Origin of the sequence: Tenacibaculum profundi (assembly GCF_052050075.1) — a bacterium.
Classification (GTDB): Bacteria; Bacteroidota; Bacteroidia; order Flavobacteriales; family Flavobacteriaceae; genus Polaribacter.
The window spans coordinates 2,849,208-2,873,355 of record NZ_CP197225.1 but is presented as its reverse complement, the minus strand read 5'-3'; the positions used below and the strand labels follow the sequence as shown (position 1 = coordinate 2,873,355).

The following is a 24,148-nucleotide window of genomic DNA, read 5'->3' as shown; positions in this document are numbered from 1 at the left end:
ATGATAAAAAAAGTCACTTTAGAGGAGTTTCCTCTATTTTTCGCAAGAGCCTCAACAGGCACCTCTTTTCAGGCTCAAATATATTCTGTTAAAGGAGGTAATAATGTTCGCGTAAGATGCAATTGGCGTTATTCAGAATTAACTATCGATCCCGATAATGATTCCGAATTTATATGGAATATTACTAAAATAAATGACACACACGTATCATTGTCTCCCCACAATAGTTGCATCAGCAGTACCATTTACGCAAGTGTTAGAGATGATTATGATTGGTCACTTTTAACACAGGCTCCCCATTCTGCAAACTGGATTACCGCTGTAGATCGAAACGAAACGCTTGAAATGCATATTGGTGATTTAATGATTAGTACTTTTAAAGGGTTTAACGGAAAACTCTTACAAAAAGATGATAATATTACATCGCAAGAAGGTCATAAAGGATACAGATTACGCAGTGCTGGAAACAACGAAAGCGACAATACAACATGGTTTTTAAGTGTTCAAAATATCGCTTCAGAAGGATACGAATGGTCTGGAGGAGAGGTTAGCATAAACGAATTGAGAAATTCATTAAAAAAAAGAAACATCTCGCTTCAAAACAATCAACTTGAAGAACTTTGCGGATTAATTAACTAAAAAAATTAAGTTTTATTATTTATTAAAACACAGATTTTATTAGCAACACCTAACAAAAAGAAGCAAGCTAATTATTACAAAGAAGCTTGCTTCCTCTTCCTAGAAAATACTTCTATAAAACCTACAAAAAAGACACAATAATTATTAAAGCGGTCTTTCAATTTTTCAAATAATTACCAAACTACTTCTCTCAACTATTTTAAAATCAAAGCACAATATTTTAACATTTACACAAATGACTGTAAAACAACATGTTAACATCAAAAAACATACCAATTTTATCTTTTCCTTAATATTTTGTTATTTTTTTATTGAAAAATAACTCTTGTTATCATAAATTTGCTGTAATATCACAATGTAGTTAGAAAAATTAAATAATCAAAAATCCTTTTTTTTCAATTACACTAATAGACAAAAGCATTTTTTATGAAAACTAGACAAATGGATGGAAGTATCATTCCATCATTTAAGCACGTGCTATTATTATTCTTAGTAGCTACTGTTTGTAACTTATCGCTCTCAGCGCAAAACAAAGTTCGGGTAAGTCTATCCGGAGGGTTAAATGATAATGATATAACCTATAAAGCAAGTAACCGAATCAATACTGAATATCAAAATGAAAGTGGTAATTACTTCAAAGCAGGTGTAAACTTCAAAGTTTATAAAAATATCAGTATTCAAACAGGATTAACATACCTTAACAAAAACTATCGTTTTAGAAGAACAGAATCTTTAAGTAGCACAACAACACTATACGAAACTAGGTATTTCAACATCCCTGTAATGGTAGGAATTCAACCTTTAGCAAATGTTTTGAAAAACACAAAATTTAATTTTGAAATTCTTGGAGGAACCTATGTTGGATGGTGGAATTCATTAGACAGAGATTCATCTGCTAGAATTTTTGCTGAATACGGCGATAATGTTGATCTAGAAGACACAGTCGCTAGCATTTCTGAATCTTATAACTTTGACACTAATGAAAACCATTTCAATCGTGTAGATTATGGTTTACAAGCCGAAACTCGTTTAGGGTACAACTTCTACAAAAACTTAAGCTTTTTTGTAGAATATTCTTTTATGTATGGTCTATCAGATAATCAAAAGAATCAACTTAGACAAACCTCAAAGTACTACTACACTACCTCTAATTACGGATTAGGATTATCTTATAACTTTTAACCTTTAAATTATTATGAAAAAAATCACTTTTTTTTTACAGATAGTAACGCTTTCCATTGTTTTAATCGCTTTTCAAGGATGCCGTGAAGAATCGCTTGAGATAGCAGAGTTAGATCGATCTTATTTTGATGTGACAAGTTATGATAAATTATTTGAAACCTTTTGGGACACCATGAATAATAATTATAATTTTTTCAATGAACAAGAAACCAATTGGGATAAGGTATATAGAGAATATAGCCCAAAATTTAAAGCCTTAACCACTTTTGGTAGATCAGATGTTAATCCTGCCTTAGCAATGGATGAAGCGGAAATTGCTTTTAAATATTTTGCCGATATTATTAACGATAATATTATTGACGAACATTTTGGACTAACGGTAAATATTCCATTACCTAGTACTACTGGTTTATATGGTAGTGACCAAGTTTCAGAGTTTTTCAGAAAAAACACGAAATATAAATACACTAAAGAAGATGGTTTTGTTAATCTGTTTCAAGAACTAAAAAACCCTAGAATTTTTGTATCAAAAGGAGTAATGTCTAATAAATTAGACCCTGCAACAAGATTTTCTGGAGGACCTTTATTATCAGGTTTTTTAATAGACGATCCTGAAACAATGTATATAAGACTGGAGGGCTTCTCTATAACTCCAATGGGAATCGAAACAAAATTTCCAAGGTTAAATGATATCAATAATCTTAGCGGTATTAACCAAGTATTTTTTAGTGATCTTAAAAAACTAGATAATGAATTTGGTACTTTAATTGAAACTTTGATAAATGATAATTTTAAAGATTTTAAAACCTTAATAAAAAACATCATAGCCTCAGATGAGTATAAAACTTATGTAAATGGACTAGATAAGTTTAGAAACACAGAACTTGTAGATGATCTTCAAGGCAGCCTTCTACCCCTTATCACTTTTATAAGGTCTAATAAAAAAGACTACACAAAAAGTTTTTCTGATATTGATTCTTTAATAAATACCTATTTCGGAGACCCAAATAAAACAAGAGATCAAAAAATTAACCTTGATAACCTCTATTCGGCATATCTAGAAAAAACAGATAAATATAGAACTGTATCTGGATTCGAATTTGAAGGTGAAACTGGCACATTTGATCTAGATATTATATTATCTTTTCTAGACATAAGTTATCCTTTTGAAATTTTCAAAAGATTATTTAATCCTATAACGAACGGTACTGCCAAAAAGATCATTATAGATTTAAGAGGTAATGGTGGCGGATATGTAAATGATGCAAGAATTTTCACTGACAGGTTTCTTACAAAACAGGCTGTTTGGGGGTATCAAAGAACCAAAGAAGGTAATGGTAGGTTTAATTACAGTCCATGGTTTCCTAATGTAACCGCTCCTCACAAATTTGGTCTAAAACAAGATATCCCTATTGCTGTACTTGTTGACAAGGGGTCTGTGAGTATGGCTGAAATTAGTACAATGATGATTAAATCACAAGGGAATCATGTTACTATTTTAGGTGACAATAGTCTTGGAGGTACAGCTGGACTTGGTGGTAATGATGATTATAATGGAGGAAGCAGATCAAATAACTACTATCTTGATTTCTACATGCCTTTAATGGCATTTAAAGATAGCCAAGGAAATGTTATAGAAGGAACTGGTGTTACACCAGACACCAAAGTAATACCAACTAATGAAGAAGCTAGTGCCTATTTCACTACCGGTTTTGATCCCGTGTTTAATGCTGCTTTAGAAGCTTTGAAATAGCAAGTAATATAAATAGAAACATATAAAAAGTGAGAAAAACAGTTTTGTTTTTCTCACTTTTTTAATTAAAGTATACCAAAATCAATAAAACTTTAATCATTACGTGAGTCATCAAAATAAATTATATATTTTTAGTAAAGTCCTTTAATTATAAAATTTATGTTCAAATTACTCCGTTTCATACTATTCTTAACACTTACCTATTGTAGCTCTCATAAAAAAATACCACATCAAATTATCTGGATAAATAGCCAGAAAAAAACTTGTAAAACTCTTACTTCTTCTAAAGTATGTTTAGAAATTCAAAAAAGTGATAAACTAGATCAAAACAACTGGAATATATTCTATGAACATATAGAAGATTTCGATTACAAACCTGGCTACATTTATAAACTACTGGTTTCTACTATTCCAAATAAATCGAAACTAAATAATGAGAACTCTAACAAAAGAAAATATAAACTTATTCAAATATTATCGAAAATACCCGATAAAAAACTTAATTTAAATGATATTTGGATACTTACACATCTAAACAAAAATACCACTTCCACTTTATCCAATAAAGAAAAACCAAGAATTGAGATTAACCTTTCTCTAATGAAAATGATCGGTAAAAGTAGCTGTAATAGGTTCCAAAAACTTATTAAAAAACTAACTAACAACACATTAATATTTGAAAAAAAAATAATTAGTACAAAAATGATGTGTCAAAACATAAAATTTGAAAATTCTTTTTTTAAGACACTAGGACAAACAAACTTCTATGAGATAAAACACAACCAATTATATTTTTTTGACTCAAATAAAATTGAAATAGCAAGATTTAAAAAGATAGATTAAATAGAATAGATTTTCGTGTAGAATTAAATAACAATATCTCTATTTTAAGTAAACCGTCATTTAAATGATCTAAACAAAACAGATCGTTTAGGTTTATTGTCTAAATACTATATTACAGTAGTTAAAGTTATTCTTTATTTATTTAATACTTTTACTATAAGTTTATTGTGTAATTCTTTCATAACTTTGCTAACTGTAGAATATGAAAAATCTGTACAAATTCCCCTCTATGTATTTCATAAAAACAATTCTACTTTGGCTCCTTGAGCATTTTTAAATTTCTATAATTACGACAATACTAACACTAAAGCACTTAAACATCAACATTATGAATAATAGAAATAACAAACCAATTGCTTTCTTTTTATTTATATTTTTATTTATATCATGTGCATCATACAAAGCAAAATACAAAAATAAAGAAGATTCAAAATCACTAAAAGTTGATAAAGAATTAGATCACTCTTTTTACTTGATTGGAGACGCTGGAAATGCCGAAATGGACGAGAAGTTACTCCCTCTAGATTTATTTGAAAAAGCACTTAATCAAGCAAGTAAAAATTCAACTGCAATTTTTTTAGGAGACAATATTTATCCTGTTGGGATGCCTAAAAAAAATAGTCCTGAGAGACCTTTAGCAGAATATCGATTAAAAATTCAATTAAATGCCCTGAAAAAGTTCAAAGGAAATCCAATCTTTATTCCAGGAAATCATGACTGGTACAATAATGGTGTTAAAGGTTTAAAGCGACAAGAAAAAATAATTGAAAAAACTTTAGGTGAAAATAGTTTTCTCCCTAAAGACGGATGCGGTATAGATAACGTCAACATTAACGATAATCTTATACTTGTGACAATTGATTCCAAATGGTTTCTAACAGATTGGAATAATCATCCAACAATAAATGAGAATTGTACAATCAGAACTCGTGAACGATTTCTTAATGAATTATCGAAAATCTTTAAAAAAAATCGTTTCAAAAACATCATTGTCGCTATGCATCACCCTTTATACAGCAACGGGCCTCATGGAGGTAGTTTCTCTTTTAAAGACCACATGACTCCATTTCCAATATTAGGCACACTAAAGAATACACTTAGATCTCATGTTGGAATTCAAACTGATAATTTTAATAAAAATTATCATGATTTCATTAATAAAATTCAGCTAGTTGCTGAGGACTTCAAAAATAATATTGTTTTCGTAAGTGGACACGAGCACAATTTGCAATATATTGAAAACAACGGTTTCAAACAAGTCGTAAGTGGCTCTGGATCAAAGCAATCTCCTGCACTAATTGGTTATGGTGCATTATTCACATATGGAAACCATGGTTACGCAAAATTAAATTTTTACAAAGATGGCTCTGCTGTACTAGAATATTACTCAGCTAATAAAGAAGATAAAAACAAGTTGTTATTTAGCAGAAAAATAATAGAAGCAAGAGCTGACTTTTCTAAAAAAGAATTCGATTTTTCTGAATATAACGAACAAAACGATTCCATTACGACCTCAATATACCCAACCGAAAACACCAATGTTAATGGTTTTCATAAGTTTTTTTGGGGTAATTTACATAGAGAAAAATACGGAACAAAAGTCAAAGTTCCTGTTCTTGATTTGAAAAATACTTTTGGTGGATTAAAACCTATTCGCCGTGGTGGTGGCAATCAAACAAATTCTTTACGATTAGAAGACAAAAATGGAAAACAATATGTTTTAAGGTCCATGGTAAAAGACGGTAGTAGAATAATGGGGGGCATTTTAAAAGGAACTTTTCTAATTAACGTTGTTCAAGACATCTTTACCATGTCTCACCCATACGCCGCTTTCGTAATTCCTGATATGGCAAATAGCATTAACATATACCACACAAATCCAAGAGCCTATTACATGCCTAAACAGCCAATGCTTGGATCTTATAATAACTTATTTGGAGGTGGAATGTATTTACTAGAAGAACGTCCTGCTAAAAATCGTGACGATGTTGATAGCTTTGGAAACTCAAAAAAAATCATAAGTACCTTTGATATTCTAGAAAAAATCCGAAAAAATGGCAAACATCACGTAGACCAAAGATGGGCAGTTCGCTCTCGTTTGTTTGATATGATTATCGGAGATTGGGATAGGCATGAAGATCAGTGGCGTTGGGCCTCGTTTAAAACAAAAAAAGGCACAACATACTATAGACCAATACCTAGGGATAGAGATCAACCATTTTCAAAATTTGATGGTATAATGATTCCGATTTTCAAACAATTTACTCCACTTGTTAAAAATATGCAAAGTTTTGATTATGATATTAAAGACATGAAATGGTACAACAATTATCCTCGTTTCTTTGATACTGAATTTTTAAATAAATTAGATTTAAAAGATTGGTTAAAAGAAGCTATATATATTCAGGAAAAATTAACGGATTCAATAATAGAATCTTCAATTAAAAAATTACCAAAAGAGATCTTTGCTATAGATGGGAAAGAAATAGTTAAAAAAATTAAATCTCGAAGAAATAAGCTAAAAGATATTGCTAAAAGATACTACAATAAGCTTTCTAAAACTGTTCAAATTGTAGGAACTGACAAAAATGACATCTTTGTTGCAAACCGAATAAATAATCAAGAAACTAGAATAACCGTAATCCATAAAAAAGACACAATTTATAAAAGATCTTTTTTTCTAAAGGAAACTAAAGAAATTCAATTATACGGACTTAAAGGAAAAGATTTATTTAAAATTAATGGTAAGGTTAAAAATGGCATACTCATTCGTTTAATAGGTGGCCAAGATAACGACACTTACATTGACAACTCTTTAGTATCTGGCTGGAATAAAAAAACTAAAATCTATGATTTTAAATCTAAAAAAAACAGCATCCAAAAGAGTAAAGAAACAGCTGATTTAAGCTCAAACAATTATTATAAAAACACCTATAACCACAGAGACCTAAATAATAATACTACGATAGTTTTACCTAATATCGGAAGTAACCCTGATGATGGAATATTTTTCGGAACTAAACTAATTTACACTCGACAAGGCTTTAAAAAGAGACCTTTTGCAAGTAAACATGACTTCTCTGCAAATTATTATTCTGGTATCAGTGGTTATGATTTCGAATATAACGGAGAATTCAATGAAGCCATAGGCAATTGGAATTTGGTTTTAAATGTTAAAGCAACTAGCGACAACTATGCAATTAATTTTTTTGGATGGGGTAACCTATCAAGATTTAATCAAAATCATGATCTTGATTTTTATCGTGTAAAAAGAAGTGAAGTATATTTTTCTCCCTCTTTATTAAAACGCTTTCGAGGAGGAAACAGTGTTGAACTAAAATCATTAATTGAAGGTATTGAAGTACAAAACACACTAAATAGGAATATCTATGGGTTTAACCAAAGCTCTTTAAATATTTTTAGACCTAATTATTTTATAGGTAGCGAAATTAAAATTAATCATAATCGTATTGATCAAGTCGGCTTTCCTACCAAAGGGATGAACTTTGAAATGACTATAGGAGCCAAAGGTAAATTAAATGAAATTAACAGAGGGTTTGGTTATTTTAAAAGCGCTTTAGCAATTTATCAAAACTTAATAAGTAATCGATCACTAGTTTTTGCTTCTGAATTAGGAACTCAAATTAACATCGGTAATCAATTTGAATTTTATCAAGGAGCGACATTAGGTGGAGACAGAACCTTAAGAGGTTTTAATAGACAACGATTTACAGGAAAAGAGAGTTTTTATCACAGTAACGACCTCCGTTTACGTTTTGGTGACATTAAATCAACTTTTTTACCCCTAAAAGCGGGTATGACTTTAGGTTTTGATTACGGTAGAATTTGGACCCCACTTGAAATAAAAAATACAAAATGGCACACAAGTTATGGTGGCTCTCTATGGTTAAGTGCTATTGAGTCCTTTACCTTAAACTTATCTTACTTTAAAGGTAATTCTGATGAAAATAGAATTTCATTTAGCCTTGGATTTAACTTTTAAAACCAAAACTTTTTTTAATGCAATAAAAAACTCATAAAATTTAGCATAAGACAAGATGTTTTTGTTTTTTTGCTAAAAACAATATGATAAATAAAATCGTTCTTGTGTTTTCTGCTACGTTTGGAATGCTAGCAATAATTCTAGGAGCCTTTGCTGCTCATGCACTTAAAAAAAAGCTTAACAAAAATCAAATAAAGTCATTTGAAACTGGTGTTAAATATCAAATGTACCACGCAATTGTACTCTTAGTTATTGGTATGAACCTACCTAGTGTCAGTTCTTCTTTAGCTTTTTGCTTTATTCTAGGCACCTTTCTATTTTCATTTAGTATATACGGACTGGTTCTTTCTGAATACAAAAAAAGAAAATTACGATTTCTTGGACCTATTACACCGATCGGTGGTTTGTTGCTGACAATTGGATGGGCTTTACTTTTATTTAATTTCTTAAATTAAATTTATATAAATTCCCCCCCTTACCTCTAGATTTTTCATCCGTAATAAAAACAGTATTATTATCTTTAAAGATCACTCCTTCTTTTTGAGATACGTGGTTAAAATCATATTTCACAAGGCTTCCTTCAAAAAAGTTATCACCTTTAAAATCACTAAAAACGTAAATAGACTTATGATTTAATAAAACTACTTTTTTCTTATCTGGAGAAATATCTGCGGCTGTTATTGAGCATGTATTATCGTCATTACATGTTTTAAACGTTCCTACAAGAATTGCTTTATGTTTTCCTGGTACTGCCCTAATCTTATAAAGCGTTGTTTCTCCATACCTATTTTTAACCCTACTTTTTGAGAAAACATATAAATAACCATTATTATAAAAAAGTGATTCTGCATCGAAAAAACGTTCTTTTTTTGGAGGTGGAAAACTACTTTGATCTGGATATGAAAAATCAATCTTAATGACATTTATTTTTTTCTTTGATTTTAAATCTTCTTTTAAAACTTTGTAAATAGACAAATCATTTCGTTTATTATTGTTATTTCCAAAATCTCCAACATATAAGTTCCCCTCCTCATCTGAAGTAATATCCTCCCAATCTTTATTTTTTACATTTAACGCTATTTTATTCAATATCAGCCCTGTGGTGTCAATTGCATATAAGTGAGATTTATTTCCACTATCATTATGCATCCATAATAAATTAGAATTATCTGATAGTTCCAACCCTGAAACTTCTGCTAAACTATTTGGTAAACGACAAATAAAAATTAATTTCCCATAGTCTTTGGCACAATTAAAAAAAAGGAAACAATTAAGTAAAATTAAAACATAATTCTTCATTATACAAAATGTGTTAGACTAATAGAACTATATCAAAAGTAAAATTATTGTTATTGATAATAAATTTTATAAAGTATAAATTATTTATTAGTTAGTTTGATTGTGATTATTTTAATATTTTTCAAAAAAATACTACTGCCTGCTACATAAAAAATGCAGCAGGAGTAGTTTTCGACAATTAAAATTTCCCCTAAATAATTGTACATAGTAAATATAACTATTTGAGGCCAAACAACTTTACGGAAAACCGTAATAATTTATTTTTTTTTAACATTTTTTTTAAAAACAAATAGATATTTCACTGTAACTTGCACTCGCTTATGATAGTATAAAACCTAAAATAATAAGCTTATAGTTCACCTATTAATTAACATAAAAATAAAGTGTTGAGAAGTTAACAATGTTGTGAATTATAAACTAAAAATATAATCACTATTTTTTTAGTGAATAAGAGATAATTAGTACTCTATAAGAGTAGTTTTTATGTAAGTTTGGTTAGTAACCCGTAATTTATTACGGGTTTTTTTATAGACCATGATTAGCAATAAACACTATCAAACACCTTTTTTAAGGTATAAAAAATGAAACCGCAATTAATTAATTGCGGCTTCTTTAGTAGTAATTATATATACTACGCTTGGTTAGTAGGTTAAACTAGGTTAAGTTAAGTAGTTTTTATACCACAAAAATATATAAGTTTTCATGTTGAATTATAAAAAATACCCTAAACGACGCATATTCGACTATAAACGTCTTTTTTCTTGAATTAAATGCAAGAGTGTATCAATTTAACATTTTAATCAAGAAATCTTAAATAGTTTACAGAATTAAATATACAATTCATGCTATTAAGAATATTTAGTCAAAAAGCAAATTAATACAAAATAAGAAGTTTGTTTAATTAAAAAATAGGCAAAAAATCTTTGAAAGATATTTGAACACTATTAGAAAGAGATCTTTTAAAGTAAAATTAGCTACCAACTTCCGGTAGCACCACCACCACCAAAGCCACCACCGCCAAAACCACCACTGAAACCACCTCCATTAGAAGGTGCTCCTTTACTAAAACTGCCACGTCCAGAATTACTTAAAATAATCGTATCAAAAATATTTCTTTTTGGGCTGTTGCGATTTCCTCTACCTCCACCTCTATTATTTTTATTACCATTGAAAACAGTGATAAAAAAGATAATCAGAATAATAATGAAAATAATTAATCCAGGATCAAAATCCGATAAATCGGATTTCTTTCTCGTTTCTTTATATTCACCTTGAAGTACTCTAAAAACAGTATCAATCCCCTTATCAAAACCTTCATAGTAATTTCCTTCTTTAAAATAAGGTAGCATATCATATTCAATAATTTGCCTCGACAGATAATCAGTTAACAGATGCTCTATACCATAACCTGTTCTAATGGTAATTTTTTTATCTTTTTTTGCTAATAAAATAAATACGCCATTGTCTTCCTTTTCTTGACCTACTCCCCATTTATGCGCCCAATTTGTAGCCAAAAAACCAATATCTTCTCCTTTTGTTGAATTAATTGTAGCTACTACAATTTGAGTCGATGTTGTATCAGAATACTTTATTAACTTTTTCTCTAACGAGGATTTCTCATAAGAGGTTAATAAGTTGATATAATCATATACCCCTTTTTGATTTTGAATATTTCCTGGTTTTTCGGGAATTTGAAATCCTTGAGAAAAGGCATTTAGAATACTACAAAATGTAAATAAAAAGACTACAGTAAAAGTTGTCGTTTTCAATTTTTTTTAAGCTTTAGATATTTCATTTGATAACTCATCTACATCATCAATTTTTCTTGGAAAGTAGTTTTTTAACTCTTCGCCTGCTTTTAGAACTCCATCAATAATTCCTTGTTTAAAATTTCCTTGTTTAAAATTTTCTTGTACCGATTCTTTAGTAGCATTCCAAAAGTTTGGATGAACAACTTTATTAATTCCTTTATCACCATAGACGACGAACTTTCGATCTTCAACAGCCACATAAAATAAAACACCGTTACGTTCACTTGTTTTATACATATCTAAACTTTGAAAGACTTCCTGAACCCTTAAATAATGAGATAATTTTGTAGTTTTCTCAATATGTACTCTTATTTCTCCTGAAGTATTTCGTTCTGCTTCCTTTATGGCTTGTACAATTTCTTTTTCTTCTTTTGCTGAAAGGAAATTTTCAACTTTTGACATGAACCTTAAAATTTAAAGTCTACGTTTGGTGCTTTTTCAGCTCCTGAATCAGACTTATATCTAGGCATTTGATCAAAACCAAAAACACCAGCTAGTACTACTCCTGGAAACTTATCTATTTTAGTGTCATATTTATTCACCTCATCATTATATCTATCTCTTGCAACGTTAATTCGATTTTCCGTTCCTTCCAATTGACTTTGTAATTCTAAGAAGTTTTGATTTGCTTTCAATTCTGGATAGCGCTCTACTGACACCAATAACTTAGATAAAGCACCAGTTAAACCTTGTTGCGCTTGTTGGAACTGTGCTATCTTATCAGGAGTAATATCTCCAGCATTAATCGTTGTCTGAGTTGCTTTTGCTCTAGCATTTACCACTTCTGTTAAGGTAGATTTTTCAAAATCTGCAGCCCCTTGAACAGTTTTCACTAAGTTCCCTATTAAATCATTTCTTCTTTGATAAGAACTTTCTACTTTGGACCAAGCTGTTTCTGCATTATTTCTTAGACCTACTATTGAGTTGTAACCCGATACAGACCACAAAACGAAAATTACTCCAATAACAATAGGTAACATCCATTTTTTCATGATAATTTGATTTTTTGTGCTTACAATTGATTTTTTATTTTTATCAACTCCGCTTTCACTGATTCTAATCTACTAATAATTTCGTAATTGTTTACTACTTTATCTGGATTTTTCTTTAGCTTTTGTTTTGCCCCATCCAATGTGAACCCTCTCTCTTTCACTAAATTAAAGATCAATTTAAAATTTTCAATATCTTCTTTAGTAAATAATCTATTTCCTTTTTCATTTTTTTTTGGCTTTATAATATCAAACTCTTTTTCCCAAAAACGAATTAGAGATGTATTAACACCAAAAGCCTTCGCTACCTCTCCGATTTTAAAATACCTTTTATTTGGCAGGTCTACATGCATTCTTTTAGTCAAATGATTGTCCTTTCTGTTGAGATGCTTTTTGCATAGCAATAAACTCCTCGGGAGATAAATCTCCATAGTAATAGTAAATAGGGTTTACAGGTCTATTATTTTTATGTACTTCGTAGTGCAGATGAGGAGCTGCAGATCTTCCTGTATTTCCTACATAACCTATTAGGTCACCTCTGTTAACTCTTTGACCTCGTTTTGCAATGATTTTACTCATGTGTGCGTATATGGTTTTATAGCCATAGCCATGTTCTATGTAAACCACATTCCCAAAAGAAGCACTTCTCGCAGCTCTTATAACTTTTCCATTTCCTGATGCGTAAATAGGAGTCCCAGTGGGAGCGGTAAAATCCATACCGTTGTGCATCCTCCAAGATTTAAGTATTGGATGTAAACGCATACCAAACCCAGAAGCCATTCTTTTCAAATCTTCATTTTTTAAAGGTTGAATAGCTGGTATTGAAGCTAACATCTTTTCCTTTTCCTTTGCTAAAGCAACAATCTCATCTAAAGATTTTGATTGAACTACCATTTGTTTAGATAAAACATCTAGCTCTTTTGTAGCATTTTTAATCATATTACTATTTTCGAAACCATCTAAATGTTTATACCTATTAACACCACCAAAACCAGCTTTTCTTTGCTCTTCCGCTATTGGTGTTGCTTCAAAGTAAGTTCTATATATATTATTGTCTCTAGTTTGTAATTCAGTTAATATCTGAGAGCTTTCTTCCATTCTTTTTGATAAAAGTTCATAGTGCAATTTTAAATTTTCAAGCTCTCTTTTCTGAGATCGCTCTTTGGGTGTTAACAGAAACTGACTGAAACCTATGAATCCTAAGAAAGCTATCAAAAAAAAACCTGAGACAACTAAAAAAGCTTGCTTATACTTTTCACTAGTTCTCTTTTCTATTTTTCTGTAAGATAGAGTATCTGGATCATAATAATATTTTACTTTCGCCATAATGGTAAATATACTATTTTTGTGCTCTTTAACGAACAACATTTTTATTAGGTTATCAAATCGTAGCAGCCAAATTTACAAAATGTTTTAAAACTCTATTTTTTTTCGAGTTTTTTTTTAGACAAAGATTAACAATTTTATGATATGGGTAGTGGTATGAAATCACAAGAAATAAGGACTAAATTTTTAGATTTTTTTAAGTCAAAACAACACGATATAGTTCCTTCAGCACCAATGGTACTAAAAAACGATCCTACTTTGATGTTCACGAACTCAGGGATGGCACCGTTTAAAGAATTTTTTTTAGGTAACGCCACCCCAAAAAACAACAGAATATCTGACTCTCAAAAATGTTTACGTGTTTCTGGAAAACATAATGATCTAGAAGAAGTTGGGTATGACACCTACCACCATACCATGTTTGAAATGCTTGGAAATTGGAGTTTTGGTGATTATTTTAAAAAAGAAGCTATTAGCTGGGCATGGGAACTTCTTACTGAAATTTATAAAATTGACAAAAACATTTTATACGTCACTATTTTTGAAGGAGATGAAAAAGATGGTACGAAGATGGATCAAGAAGCCTATGATTTTTGGAAAGCTATTATTCCTGAAGATCGAATTTTAATGGGTAATAAAAAAGATAATTTTTGGGAAATGGGAGAACAAGGTCCTTGTGGTCCATGCTCAGAAATCCATGTAGATATCAGATCTGAAGAAGAGAAATCTAAAGTTGATGGAAAATCATTGATTAACGAAGATCACCCTCAAGTTGTTGAAATTTGGAATCTAGTTTTTATGCAATACAATCGTAAAGCTGATGGTTCTCTTGAAGAACTTCCTTCAAAGCATATTGATACAGGAATGGGCTTTGAGCGTTTGTGTATGGTATTACAAAATGTTCAATCTAATTACGACACTGATGTGTTTACTCCTTTAATTAGAGAAATAGAAACTATTACTGATGTTTCTTATGGCAAAGATGAAAAGGTTGATGTAGCAATTCGTGTGATTGCAGATCATGTTAGAGCCGTTTCTTTTGCCATTGCTGATGGGCAGTTACCAAGTAATACCGGAGCTGGATATGTTATCAGAAGAATTTTAAGAAGAGCCATTCGCTATGGATTTACTTTTTTAAATCAAAAAGAAGCTTTCATATACAAATTAGTGGAAACGTTATCCCATCAAATGGGGGATGCTTTTCCTGAAATTAAAAAGCAGAATACTTTAATTCATAATGTAATTAAGGAAGAAGAGCAGTCGTTCTTGAGAACTTTAGACCAAGGATTGTTGTTATTAGATAGAGTTATTGAAACCACTGAAGGCAAAACTATTTCAGGTAAAAAAGCATTTGAACTATACGACACCTTTGGGTTTCCTTCAGACTTGACAGAGTTGATTGCTAGAGAAAAAGGGTTTCTTGTTGATCTTAAAGACTTTAATACCGAGTTAAAAAAACAAAAAGATCGTTCTAGAGCTGCTTCAGCTAGTGAAACTGGAGATTGGATTGTTTTAATAGAAGATGATATCGAAGAATTTATAGGTTATGATACCTTGACATCAAACATAAAGATTACTCGCTACAGAAAAGTCACAACTAAAAAAGATGGAGATCAATATCAATTGGTATTCAATTTAACTCCTTTTTATCCAGAAGGAGGAGGGCAGGTAGGAGATAGAGGCGCCTTAGAAGCACCTAATGGGGATGTTATCTATATTACTGATACTAAAAAAGAAAATAATGTAATTATTCATTTCACTAAAAACCTACCAAAAAATCTACATGAAACCTTTAAAGCAGTAGTAAACGATGAATATAGAAAATTATCTGCTAGCAACCATTCAGCAACACATTTACTACATCAAGCTTTGCGTGCTATTCTAGGAGATCATGTCGAACAAAAAGGTTCGTTAGTAAATCCTAAATACTTACGTTTTGACTTCTCTCATTTTTCTAAGATTGATAGCGATCAATTACAAGAAATTGAAGAGTTTGTAAATGCTCGTATTCGTGAAAACCTTTCTTTAGAAGAAAAAAGAAGTATTCCAATGGAGCAGGCTGTTGAAGAAGGTGCTATTGCTTTATTCGGTGAAAAGTACGGAGACTGTGTTCGCACGATTCGCTTCGGAAAATCAATGGAATTATGTGGTGGAACACACGTGCAACAAACTGGTGATATTTGGTACTTTAAAGTAAAATCGGAAGGTGCTGTTGCTGCAGGCATTAGAAGAATCGAAGCAATTACCAATATTGCAGTTGGAGATTATTTCGAAGATGTAGAACGCACCTACAACAATATAAAGCAACAATTAAAAAACCCAAAAGATGTTGTAAAGTCAATTAGTTCTTTACAGGATGAAAACACCAAACTTAAAAAGCAAATTGAACAGCTTTTAAAAGACAAAGCGAAAAATATAAAAGGTGATATTAAAAATCAATTGAAAGAAGTTAATGGTGTACAATTTTTGGCAACTCAAGTTGACCTAGACTCCAATGGAATCAAAACTTTATCTTTTGAATTGGGTGGTGAAATAGACAACTTATTCTTGTTATTTGCTACAACTCCATCAAAAGAAAAAGCTATGTTAACCTGCTATATTTCTAAAGATTTGGCTAACGATCGTGGTTATGACGCTGGTAAAGTTGTAAGGGAACTAGGAAAATTAATTCACGGTGGTGGTGGTGGTCAAAACTTTTTTGCAACAGCAGGAGGTAAAAATCCTGGAGGAATTCCTAAGGTATTAGAAAAAGCAGTTGAGTACCTATAAAAAAATTCAATTTAAATATAAAAAAGGCTCAGAGGATTATTTCTTTGAACCTTTTTTATATTTAAATTACAGTTTAAGTTACATTATCAGGTTTTACAAATATGATTCTTCAAACGCAAATACCTCTAAAACAGCAGCAATACAATACAATTAATTATCAATCAAAATTATTATTACTGGGTTCATGTTTCTCTGAGAACATAGGTAATAAACTTTTTTATTATAAGTTTCAGGTGGTTCAAAACCCTTTTGGAATTTTATTTCAACCCAAAGCTATTGAAAAGCTAATACTGAATTCAATTAATGGAAAGCAATACAAAAAAAATGAACTCTTTTTTCAAAACGGACAATGGCATTCCTTTGATGCACATTCTAAATTGAGCTCTCTATCCCAACAAAAACTCATCAAAAACTTAAACAAGTCTATCTCTATAACCAATAAAGCCTTGACAGATGCTTCTCATATCATCATTACCCTTGGCACATCATGGGTATATCGATTTATTGAGAACAATCAAATCGTAGCAAATTGTCATAAGGTTCCTCAGAAAAAATTTTTAAAGGAAATTTTGTCAATACATAATATTATTGAAAGTTTAAATGCGTTAATTTCTTTAATAAGATCTGTAAAGTCTGATACAACTATCATTTTTACTGTTTCACCTGTTAGACACCTAAAAGATGGTTTCATAGAAAATCAACGAAGTAAATCGCATCTCATCGCTGCTATTCATGAAGTGATCAATGCAAAAAAGAATCTTTATTATTTTCCTTCTTACGAAATAATGATGGATGAACTTCGAGATTATCGTTTCTATAAAGAAGACATGATTCACCCAACTCCTGTTTCAGTCGATTATATTTGGAATTATTTCAAAAATGTATGGATCTCAAACGAAACTAAAGGAACCATGAAAGAAGTAGAAAGCATTCAAAAAGGGTTAGACCACAAGCCATTTAACATTAATTCTGAGCAACATCAAGCTTTTCTTGATAAGTTATCTCTTAAAATGAAAAAATTAAAACAGCGTCTCCCTTTTATTGAGTTTTAAGGAGCTAATTTTAATACAATTTATTATAATGAAATTTTCTTTTTACCTTAAAGAAAAGTAATACAAAAGACAATCAAACAAACAACTTTTCAAAAGATTTTTGTGATATAAACATTAACCCAGAAATGGAGTTATATCTCTACAAGAGATCTTAAATTTAATTGTACTAATCAATTTTAAAAAAATAATTAATAAAAAAAGTCGTCTGAATATATCTTGACGACCTTATTTTTATGTTACCGAATATTATAGATGCTTATCAACATTCTGCCAAGGACCTCCGTTAATGACATCAATTCCTTGGGTACTTAAAAACTCAGTAGCTTGACCACTCCTTCCTCCACTTCTACACACAGCAATTACTGGTTTATCCCAAGACTTAATTTCTTCTACATGCTCAGGAATCGTATTTAAAACGATATGTTTAGCTCCTTCTGAATGTCCTTCATTCCATTCTTGAATTGTTCTAACATCTAAAACAACCGCTCCTTTTTCTATATATTGTTTAATTTCGTTACTCATATTTTTATTTATAAACAAGTTAAGTAACCTCATATCAATTCACTTCAACGTCGATTAATTTCAAACCGTTTTCAATTAATACTTGGTGTTCTTTATTATTTTTTAGTCTTTCAAGATAAGAAAGAATATTGTACTTAATTTCCAAATTATTTTTTACTGCTAATTCTAAAAGTTCTATTGGTAAAAGCCAATCATTTTTGAAATCCGAAATAAGTTTCAATAAAATTCTTTCAATATCACTTTCTACAACTTTATCTTCGCTTCGCATATCTCTCACTTTCTGATATAGAGAATAAAGCTCTAGGTCTGACTTTGAATAATCTATTTTATGAGTCTTAGTTTCGGAAACCTGACCTAAATTTTCAAAAGAACATGGATCAGCTGGGCCCGCAAATGCAGAAACTACTTCAACTCCTATCGCCATGTCATAAATTCCCCAATCAGGATGAAATAAAACTACATCATGATATGTCACTTTACAATTTTTAAAGGAAATTAATAAAATTTTACCTTTCAGATCTCTTGTTCCTGTAATTACCTCTCCCTCAACTTTAATTCCACCATCAAAATCGAGTGTTACTTTTTTACCTTCATAAATACCATAGGCTTCCAAATCACGTGGACTCATATTTTCAATAGGAATATTAATTCCCTTCAACTTTCCTATGGGGCTTCCAAATCCTTCGGAGTGATAATTAATACTATGCCCAATCAACTCTTTATCTCTGTTAGATAAGGCTGTAGGTCCTTTTGTTTGTATGTACAAAGGATGGTTATGTTCATTTGAAATAATATTGGTAAAAACTCCTGAAATTTGTATCCCTGTACTTAATTCAATAGTTCCTAAATTTTTTGAATCAATTAATTTCTTGATCCCTTCATAGCCTCCACTTCGAACCCCCATTTTATTTGCAAACTGTTCCAATACTAGACTAAGATTAGCAAAGTCTGGTGTAACAAATAGCTGTGGTTGTGGCTTAGTAATATCAAAACTTACTTCTGCTGCCTCAATACTATAAAAACGCTTTTTGACTTCTTCCTGTAAACACCATTTACTTTCCCCTATTGAGGACAACAAACCTGCTCCATAAATTTTAGGATTCTGTAATGTTCCTATTAAACCATATTCTACTGTCCACCAATGTAAATTACGAATCTTGGCCATTTCAGAAAGTTCTCCCAAGTTATTTTGCAACCACTCTACCTTTTCATTGGCTTCATTGACTTCCTTAGGTTTTGAATTGGGATTTTCTTTTAAAATAGATAAAAGACGAATGGCTTCATACATTTCGTAATCTTTCGAAGATGAAATCGCTTTTGATCCTATTTCTCCAAATCTTCTAAGATATTCGGCATATTCAGGGTTTGCTATGATAGGAGCATGTCCTGCTGCTTCATGAATTATGTCAGGGGCTGGCGTATACGCTATATGATTGATAGTCCTCATATCAGAAGCTATAACCAAAACATTATAAGCTTGAAATTCCATAAAAGCATTTGGAGGTATAAAACCATCAACAGAAACGGCTGCCCAGCCAATTTCTTTTAGAATTCGATTCATTCCTTCCATGTGAGGAATCTTATCAAGTGAAATTCCTGTTTTTTCAAGCCCTTTTAAATAGGATCCGTGAGCCACCTTACTCAAATAATCTACATTCATCCTCATTACATACCTCCAAACAGACTGATTTTGAGCAGTATATTCATGATACGGCTGTTTAACAACGAATTTATGTAAATGCTTAGGCAACCTCTTGGTTACTTCATTTAATTCAAAGTGAGTGTTCATAAGATAACCATTGAAAGTAAGCAAAGTTAAGTTTTTTTATGTATCTCAAAAAATTGAGACTTATGAAAAACTTTATTATTTAAATTTAATTAAACAAGAACAAGCTGGACCTAATAGGTAAAATCGTTCTAAGAATACCTCTTGATTAACAATAAATAAAGGTGATCGAGCGTATTTAATAACGAAAAAAGTAAATATTATTCAGACATAATTAGAGGTTTGTTTATAGGCTAGTAAAATATATTTATTTAAAACAAACAATATCTTTGTTTTTTCAACCACTTACTTGATTATTTTTCATCGTAATTTTAACTTGTGTCTCTTTTCTTATTCGCTTTAGAATCTCAAATTGGATTTGGTATTTTTTTATACTTGACCAAAAATCTTTATTACTTTTACCAATCAATTAAGTCGAAATGAATAAAAAAGTTATCTTAATGATTCTTGATGGCTGGGGAATTACTCAAGATCCTAAAGTTTCTGCCATCTACAATGCTAAAACACCTTTTATAAATTCACTATATGAAAAATTTCCGAATGCAGAACTGAGAACTGATGGGGAACATGTAGGGCTTCCTGAAGGACAAATGGGAAATTCTGAGGTTGGTCACATGAATTTAGGTGCTGGTAGAATTGTTTATCAAAACCTAGCTAAAATAAATAAAGCTGTTTTCGAAGGAACTTTAGCCAAAGAACAAGAATTAGTTAATGCTTTTGAATATGCCAAAACAAATGATAAAAATGTTCATTTTATTGGGCTTGTTTCTGATGGAGGAATTCACTCACATATCAGTCACCTAAAAGAATTAATTTCAGCCGCAAATGACGCTAGTTTAAAAAATGTATTTCTACATGCCTTTACAGACGGGCGTGATTGTGATCCTAAATCTGGAAAGTTTTTCATCAAATCTATCGTAGATCACATGAACCAAACCACTGGTAAATTAGCCTCAGTAACGGGACGTTATTACGCCATGGATCGTGACAAGCGCTGGGAAAGAATTCAGTTGGCATATAATGCACTTGTAAAAGGTGAAGGCTCAATGTCGAAAAATGCTGAAGAATGTATTCAAGCTAGTTACAATGAAGGAGTAACTGATGAGTTCATTAAACCTATCATAATGGTTGATGAAAATGGACAACCATTAGCTGTCATTCAAAATGATGATGTTGTAGTGTTCTTTAACTTCAGAACAGATAGAGGTCGACAGTTAACACAAGCGTTAAATCAGGAGAATCTTTTAGATCATAGCATGAAAAAATTACCTTTATACTTCGTTACGTTGACTCGTTATGACGATACGTTTAAAGGTATAAAAGTAGTTTACGATAATAGTAATATTAAAAACACTCTTGGAGAAGTTCTTGAAAAAGCTGGTAAAACCCAGATAAGAATAGCAGAAACTGAAAAATACCCACATGTTACTTTCTTTTTTTCTGGTGGACGAGAAAAAGAATTCAAAGGAGAAACAAGATTGTTATGCCCTTCCCCAAAAGTAGCTACCTATGATTTAAAACCTGAAATGAGCGCTTTTGATATCAAAGATGCTATTATTCCTGAATTAAAAAAAGGGATTGTTGATTTTGTATGTCTAAACTTTGCTAATGGTGACATGGTTGGACATACTGGAAATTTTAAAGCAGCAGTTAATGCATGTGAAGTAGTAGATCAATGTGTAAATGAAGTTATCTCAAATGCTTTGAAAAATGATTACACTACTATTTTGATTGCAGATCATGGAAATTGTGAAACAATGATAAACCCAGATGGAACACCACATACAGCACATACGACAAACCCTGTTCCATTTATAGTAATTGACAACGAAATAACCTCAATTAAAAATGGCATTTTAGGTGATATTGCTCCGACAATACTTCATTTACTTGGTATAGAAAAGCCTACAGAAATGTCACAACACTCGTTAATCTAAAGCAAATTATAATCCAAATGAAAAAACTTCTACTTACCCTAAGCTATTTTATGCTAACTTGTTGTGCTTCTACAACTAATTTTTACGCTAAAAAAAATAAAGATGGTGATTTAATTGGTATTGTGACTAAAAACCACTTTGAACAAGAACCTTATTCGAGTGAATGGTATAATGACTTCTATTCTTATTATGAGATTGATAAATCAATTCTGAATAGCTTGAAAGATGCTTTAAAGGAAATTACTATCATTGGCTTTGTTGGAACTTGGTGCGGCGATAGCCAAAGAGAAATACCTAATTTTTACAAACTCCTTGACGGAGCTAATTACGATTACAAAAAATTAAAACTAATAGCTGTTGATAAAAATAAGCAAGCAAAAGGTTTAGAAAAAAATTATGATATAATACGAGTTCCAACCTTTATCTTCTACAAAAACGGCAAAGAAATAGGAAGATTTGTAGAACATCCTATTGATGAATCTACAATTGAAAAAGATATATTAACAATTATTTCTGGTAATCTCTATAAGCATCCATATCAAAAATAAGCGTAAATTTGTATTACAATAATATTATCGATGATTAAACCAAAAACTAGAGAAGAGATAGAAATTATGCGTGAAAGCGCTTTAATAGTTTCAAAAACATTGGGAATGCTTGCCCATGAAGTAAAACCAGGTGTAACAACTCTTCATCTTGATAAGCTTGCTGAAGACTTCATTAGAGAACAAGGTGCTATTCCTGGTTTTTTAGGTTTGTATGACTTCCCGAACACACTCTGTATGAGCCCTAATTCTCAAGTAGTCCATGGAATTCCCAATAATACACCTCTAAAAGAGGGAGATATAATCTCAATCGATTGTGGAGCTTTAAAAAACAACTTCTATGGTGATCATGCATACACATTTGCTGTAGGAGAAGTTACTCCTGAAACACAAAAATTACTTGATGTAACAAAGGAAAGTTTATATGTTGGTATACGGGAATTTAAGGCCGGTAATAGAGTTGGTGATGTAGGACATGCAATCCAAAGTTTTACCGAAAAACATGGATATGGAGTCGTAAGAGAACTCGTTGGGCATGGGTTAGGAAAAAAAATGCATGAAGACCCGGAAATGCCAAACTACGGAAGAAGAGGTAGAGGCAAAAAATTTGTTGAAGGAATGGTCGTTGCCATAGAACCTATGACTAATTTAGGAACACACAAAATAAAACAACATAAAGACGGTTGGACAATTACAACGCTTGACAATAAACCAAGTGCTCATTATGAGCATAATATTGCTATTGTTGATGGAAAACCCGAATTACTTTCAACATTTAAATACATATACAAAGCCTTAGGTATCTCTAGTACTGAAGAAGATGAATTTAGAAAACAACCTTTAGTTCTTTAGAGTGTCAATTTTTAAAACTATTCTCAACACCATACCTAGGCCACTTTTAATTAAAGTAAGCTACTGGGTACGCCCAATAATTGCTTGGTGGCTGAAGGGAGATAACTTTACTGACCCTATTGATGGTAGATCTTTTAAAAAATTTCTTCCTTATGGTTATGAAGCTCAAAGAGAAAATGCCCTTTCCCCGTCTACGTTATCATTGGAAAGACACAGACTTCTTTGGTTATATTTAAAAAATGAAACTGACTTTTTCTCCTGTAAAAAAAGATTAAAGGTATTACATATTGCTCCTGAACAATGTTTTTTAGATGTTTTCAAGAAACAAAAAAATCTTAATTATATTACATCAGACTTGGAATCTCCGATTGCGGATGTTAAGGCAGACATTTGTAATTTACCTTTTAAAAATGAAGAATTTGACGTTGTTTTTTGTAATCATGTTTTAGAACACATTCCTGACGATACAAAAGCTATGGAAGAATTGTATCGCGTTTTAAAAAATAATGGATTAGGAATCTTTCAAATACCCCAAGATATAAATAGAGAAATTACTTTCGAAGATGATTCAATAACCGATCCAGAAGAAAGAACTAAAGTTTTCGGGCAATATGACCATGTTCGTGTATATGGTCTGGACTATTTTGATAAACTTAGATCAATCGGTTTTAAAGTAAAAGAAGTCCATTATGCGAAAAAAATGAAACCTGAACTTGTAAAGAAGTATGCACTTGCTCCTAATGAAATCCTACCCGTTTGTTATAAATATTAAAATATCAGGAAATATAAATACTTTTAAAATAAGCCTGAAAAAACTTTCTTTAAAATTAAGTTTATGTT

20 protein-coding genes are annotated in these 24,148 nt (G+C 31.0%); 12 read left to right on the top strand and 8 right to left on the bottom strand.

All coding sequences use genetic code 11. The features are described 5' to 3' along the window. The 6 genes from ACSIGE_RS11715 to ACSIGE_RS11690 all read left to right on the top strand — a co-directional run bounded on the left by ACSIGE_RS11715 (position 1) and on the right by ACSIGE_RS11690 (position 8,875). Positions 1–639 (top strand): hypothetical protein, encoded by a 639-nt coding sequence (locus ACSIGE_RS11715; protein WP_440880056.1) that lies wholly within the window; start codon positions 1–3, stop codon positions 637–639. 426 nt (positions 640–1,065) lie between these two features. Beyond that, entirely contained in the window at positions 1,066–1,821 is a 756-nt protein-coding gene (locus ACSIGE_RS11710; RefSeq protein WP_440880055.1) for a porin family protein, read from the top strand. A gap of 13 nt (positions 1,822–1,834) precedes the next feature. After that, positions 1,835–3,574 (top strand): S41 family peptidase, encoded by a 1,740-nt coding sequence (locus ACSIGE_RS11705; RefSeq protein WP_440880054.1) that lies wholly within the window; start codon positions 1,835–1,837, stop codon positions 3,572–3,574. A 159-nt stretch (positions 3,575–3,733) separates the two neighbouring features. Further along, the gene (locus tag ACSIGE_RS11700; protein ID WP_440880053.1) at positions 3,734–4,417 is read left to right on the top strand and encodes a DUF4377 domain-containing protein; all 684 of its coding nucleotides are present in this window, start codon (positions 3,734–3,736) and stop codon (positions 4,415–4,417) included. A gap of 328 nt (positions 4,418–4,745) precedes the next feature. Then, positions 4,746–8,420, top strand: coding sequence for a metallophosphoesterase (locus tag ACSIGE_RS11695; protein WP_440880052.1), 3,675 nt, complete (start codon positions 4,746–4,748; stop codon positions 8,418–8,420). Positions 8,421–8,503: 83 nt separating this feature from the next. Continuing rightward, positions 8,504–8,875 carry a DUF423 domain-containing protein gene (locus ACSIGE_RS11690; protein WP_440880051.1) on the top strand — a complete coding sequence of 124 codons (372 nt, stop codon included), beginning with the start codon at positions 8,504–8,506 and terminating at the stop codon, positions 8,873–8,875. Here the strand turns inward: ACSIGE_RS11690 and ACSIGE_RS11685 are convergent. The 6 genes from ACSIGE_RS11685 to ACSIGE_RS11660 all read right to left on the bottom strand — a co-directional run bounded on the left by ACSIGE_RS11685 (position 8,859) and on the right by ACSIGE_RS11660 (position 13,845). Beyond that, the gene (locus ACSIGE_RS11685; protein ID WP_440880050.1) at positions 8,859–9,719 is read right to left on the bottom strand and encodes a hypothetical protein; all 861 of its coding nucleotides are present in this window, start codon (positions 9,717–9,719) and stop codon (positions 8,859–8,861) included. The genes ACSIGE_RS11690 and ACSIGE_RS11685 overlap by 17 nt on opposite strands. Before the next feature lie 974 nt (positions 9,720–10,693). After that, positions 10,694–11,488: a TPM domain-containing protein gene (locus ACSIGE_RS11680; RefSeq protein WP_440880049.1), complete on the bottom strand. Its 795-nt coding sequence runs from the start codon at positions 11,486–11,488 to the stop codon at positions 10,694–10,696. Positions 11,489–11,494: 6 nt separating this feature from the next. Next, positions 11,495–11,932 carry a TPM domain-containing protein gene (locus tag ACSIGE_RS11675; protein WP_440880048.1) on the bottom strand — a complete coding sequence of 146 codons (438 nt, stop codon included), beginning with the start codon at positions 11,930–11,932 and terminating at the stop codon, positions 11,495–11,497. 5 nt (positions 11,933–11,937) lie between these two features. Then, on the bottom strand, positions 11,938–12,522 hold the full coding sequence (locus ACSIGE_RS11670; protein ID WP_440880047.1) for a LemA family protein: 585 nt from the start codon (positions 12,520–12,522) through the stop codon (positions 11,938–11,940). A gap of 20 nt (positions 12,523–12,542) precedes the next feature. Continuing rightward, the gene (locus tag ACSIGE_RS11665) at positions 12,543–12,872 is read right to left on the bottom strand and encodes a MerR family transcriptional regulator (protein WP_440880046.1); all 330 of its coding nucleotides are present in this window, start codon (positions 12,870–12,872) and stop codon (positions 12,543–12,545) included. 4 nt (positions 12,873–12,876) lie between these two features. Further along, positions 12,877–13,845, bottom strand: coding sequence for a M23 family metallopeptidase (locus ACSIGE_RS11660; protein ID WP_440880045.1), 969 nt, complete (start codon positions 13,843–13,845; stop codon positions 12,877–12,879). Positions 13,846–14,001: 156 nt separating this feature from the next. Between ACSIGE_RS11660 and alaS the strand changes: the two genes are divergently transcribed. Then, positions 14,002–16,614, top strand: a complete 2,613-nt coding sequence (gene alaS / locus ACSIGE_RS11655; protein ID WP_440882216.1) for an alanine--tRNA ligase — start codon at positions 14,002–14,004, stop codon at positions 16,612–16,614. Between the two features lie 101 nt (positions 16,615–16,715). After that, on the top strand, positions 16,716–17,666 hold the full coding sequence (locus tag ACSIGE_RS11650) for a GSCFA domain-containing protein (protein WP_440880044.1): 951 nt from the start codon (positions 16,716–16,718) through the stop codon (positions 17,664–17,666). Between the two features lie 246 nt (positions 17,667–17,912). On the opposite strand, the gene ACSIGE_RS11645 is transcribed toward ACSIGE_RS11650, so the two are convergent. Together ACSIGE_RS11645 and ACSIGE_RS11640 are read right to left on the bottom strand one after the other, a co-directional pair. Further along, on the bottom strand, positions 17,913–18,188 hold the full coding sequence (locus ACSIGE_RS11645; RefSeq protein ID WP_440880043.1) for a rhodanese-like domain-containing protein: 276 nt from the start codon (positions 18,186–18,188) through the stop codon (positions 17,913–17,915). 34 nt (positions 18,189–18,222) lie between these two features. After that, positions 18,223–19,977: an aromatic amino acid hydroxylase gene (locus ACSIGE_RS11640; protein ID WP_440880042.1), complete on the bottom strand. Its 1,755-nt coding sequence runs from the start codon at positions 19,975–19,977 to the stop codon at positions 18,223–18,225. Positions 19,978–20,393: 416 nt separating this feature from the next. On the opposite strand from ACSIGE_RS11640, the gene gpmI reads away from it, so the two are divergent. Genes gpmI through ACSIGE_RS11620 form a run of 4 tightly spaced genes read left to right on the top strand, consistent with a single transcriptional unit; the run spans position 20,394 to position 24,080 of the window. Next, positions 20,394–21,911, top strand: coding sequence for a 2,3-bisphosphoglycerate-independent phosphoglycerate mutase (gpmI, locus tag ACSIGE_RS11635; protein ID WP_440880041.1), 1,518 nt, complete (start codon positions 20,394–20,396; stop codon positions 21,909–21,911). 17 nt (positions 21,912–21,928) lie between these two features. Further along, positions 21,929–22,459, top strand: a complete 531-nt coding sequence (locus ACSIGE_RS11630; protein WP_440880040.1) for a TlpA family protein disulfide reductase — start codon at positions 21,929–21,931, stop codon at positions 22,457–22,459. Between the two features lie 30 nt (positions 22,460–22,489). Then, positions 22,490–23,308, top strand: a complete 819-nt coding sequence (gene map / locus ACSIGE_RS11625) for a type I methionyl aminopeptidase (protein ID WP_440880039.1) — start codon at positions 22,490–22,492, stop codon at positions 23,306–23,308. Position 23,309: 1 nt separating this feature from the next. Continuing rightward, positions 23,310–24,080, top strand: a complete 771-nt coding sequence (locus ACSIGE_RS11620; RefSeq protein WP_440880038.1) for a class I SAM-dependent methyltransferase — start codon at positions 23,310–23,312, stop codon at positions 24,078–24,080. Positions 24,081–24,148 lie beyond the last annotated feature (68 nt).

Bases quoted from the DNA above. Each gene is read 5' to 3' on its own strand.
- ACSIGE_RS11670 (WP_440880047.1), bottom strand. From the start codon at position 12,522: ATGAAAAAATGGATGTTACCTATTGTTATTGGAGTAATTTTCGTTTTG.
- map (WP_440880039.1), top strand. From the start codon at position 22,490: ATGATTAAACCAAAAACTAGAGAAGAGATAGAAATTATGCGTGAAAGC.
- ACSIGE_RS11665 (WP_440880046.1), bottom strand. From the start codon at position 12,872: ATGCATGTAGACCTGCCAAATAAAAGGTATTTTAAAATCGGAGAGGTA.
- ACSIGE_RS11705 (WP_440880054.1), top strand. From the start codon at position 1,835: ATGAAAAAAATCACTTTTTTTTTACAGATAGTAACGCTTTCCATTGTT.
- ACSIGE_RS11710 (WP_440880055.1), top strand. From the start codon at position 1,066: ATGAAAACTAGACAAATGGATGGAAGTATCATTCCATCATTTAAGCAC.
- ACSIGE_RS11650 (WP_440880044.1), top strand. From the start codon at position 16,716: ATGATTCTTCAAACGCAAATACCTCTAAAACAGCAGCAATACAATACA.
- ACSIGE_RS11695 (WP_440880052.1), top strand. From the start codon at position 4,746: ATGAATAATAGAAATAACAAACCAATTGCTTTCTTTTTATTTATATTT.
- ACSIGE_RS11630 (WP_440880040.1), top strand. From the start codon at position 21,929: ATGAAAAAACTTCTACTTACCCTAAGCTATTTTATGCTAACTTGTTGT.
- alaS (WP_440882216.1), top strand. From the start codon at position 14,002: ATGAAATCACAAGAAATAAGGACTAAATTTTTAGATTTTTTTAAGTCA.
- ACSIGE_RS11660 (WP_440880045.1), bottom strand. From the start codon at position 13,845: ATGGCGAAAGTAAAATATTATTATGATCCAGATACTCTATCTTACAGA.
- ACSIGE_RS11690 (WP_440880051.1), top strand. From the start codon at position 8,504: ATGATAAATAAAATCGTTCTTGTGTTTTCTGCTACGTTTGGAATGCTA.
- ACSIGE_RS11640 (WP_440880042.1), bottom strand. From the start codon at position 19,977: ATGAACACTCACTTTGAATTAAATGAAGTAACCAAGAGGTTGCCTAAG.
- gpmI (WP_440880041.1), top strand. From the start codon at position 20,394: ATGAATAAAAAAGTTATCTTAATGATTCTTGATGGCTGGGGAATTACT.
- ACSIGE_RS11675 (WP_440880048.1), bottom strand. From the start codon at position 11,932: ATGTCAAAAGTTGAAAATTTCCTTTCAGCAAAAGAAGAAAAAGAAATT.
- ACSIGE_RS11645 (WP_440880043.1), bottom strand. From the start codon at position 18,188: ATGAGTAACGAAATTAAACAATATATAGAAAAAGGAGCGGTTGTTTTA.
- ACSIGE_RS11715 (WP_440880056.1), top strand. From the start codon at position 1: ATGATAAAAAAAGTCACTTTAGAGGAGTTTCCTCTATTTTTCGCAAGA.
- ACSIGE_RS11700 (WP_440880053.1), top strand. From the start codon at position 3,734: ATGTTCAAATTACTCCGTTTCATACTATTCTTAACACTTACCTATTGT.
- ACSIGE_RS11685 (WP_440880050.1), bottom strand. From the start codon at position 9,719: ATGAAGAATTATGTTTTAATTTTACTTAATTGTTTCCTTTTTTTTAAT.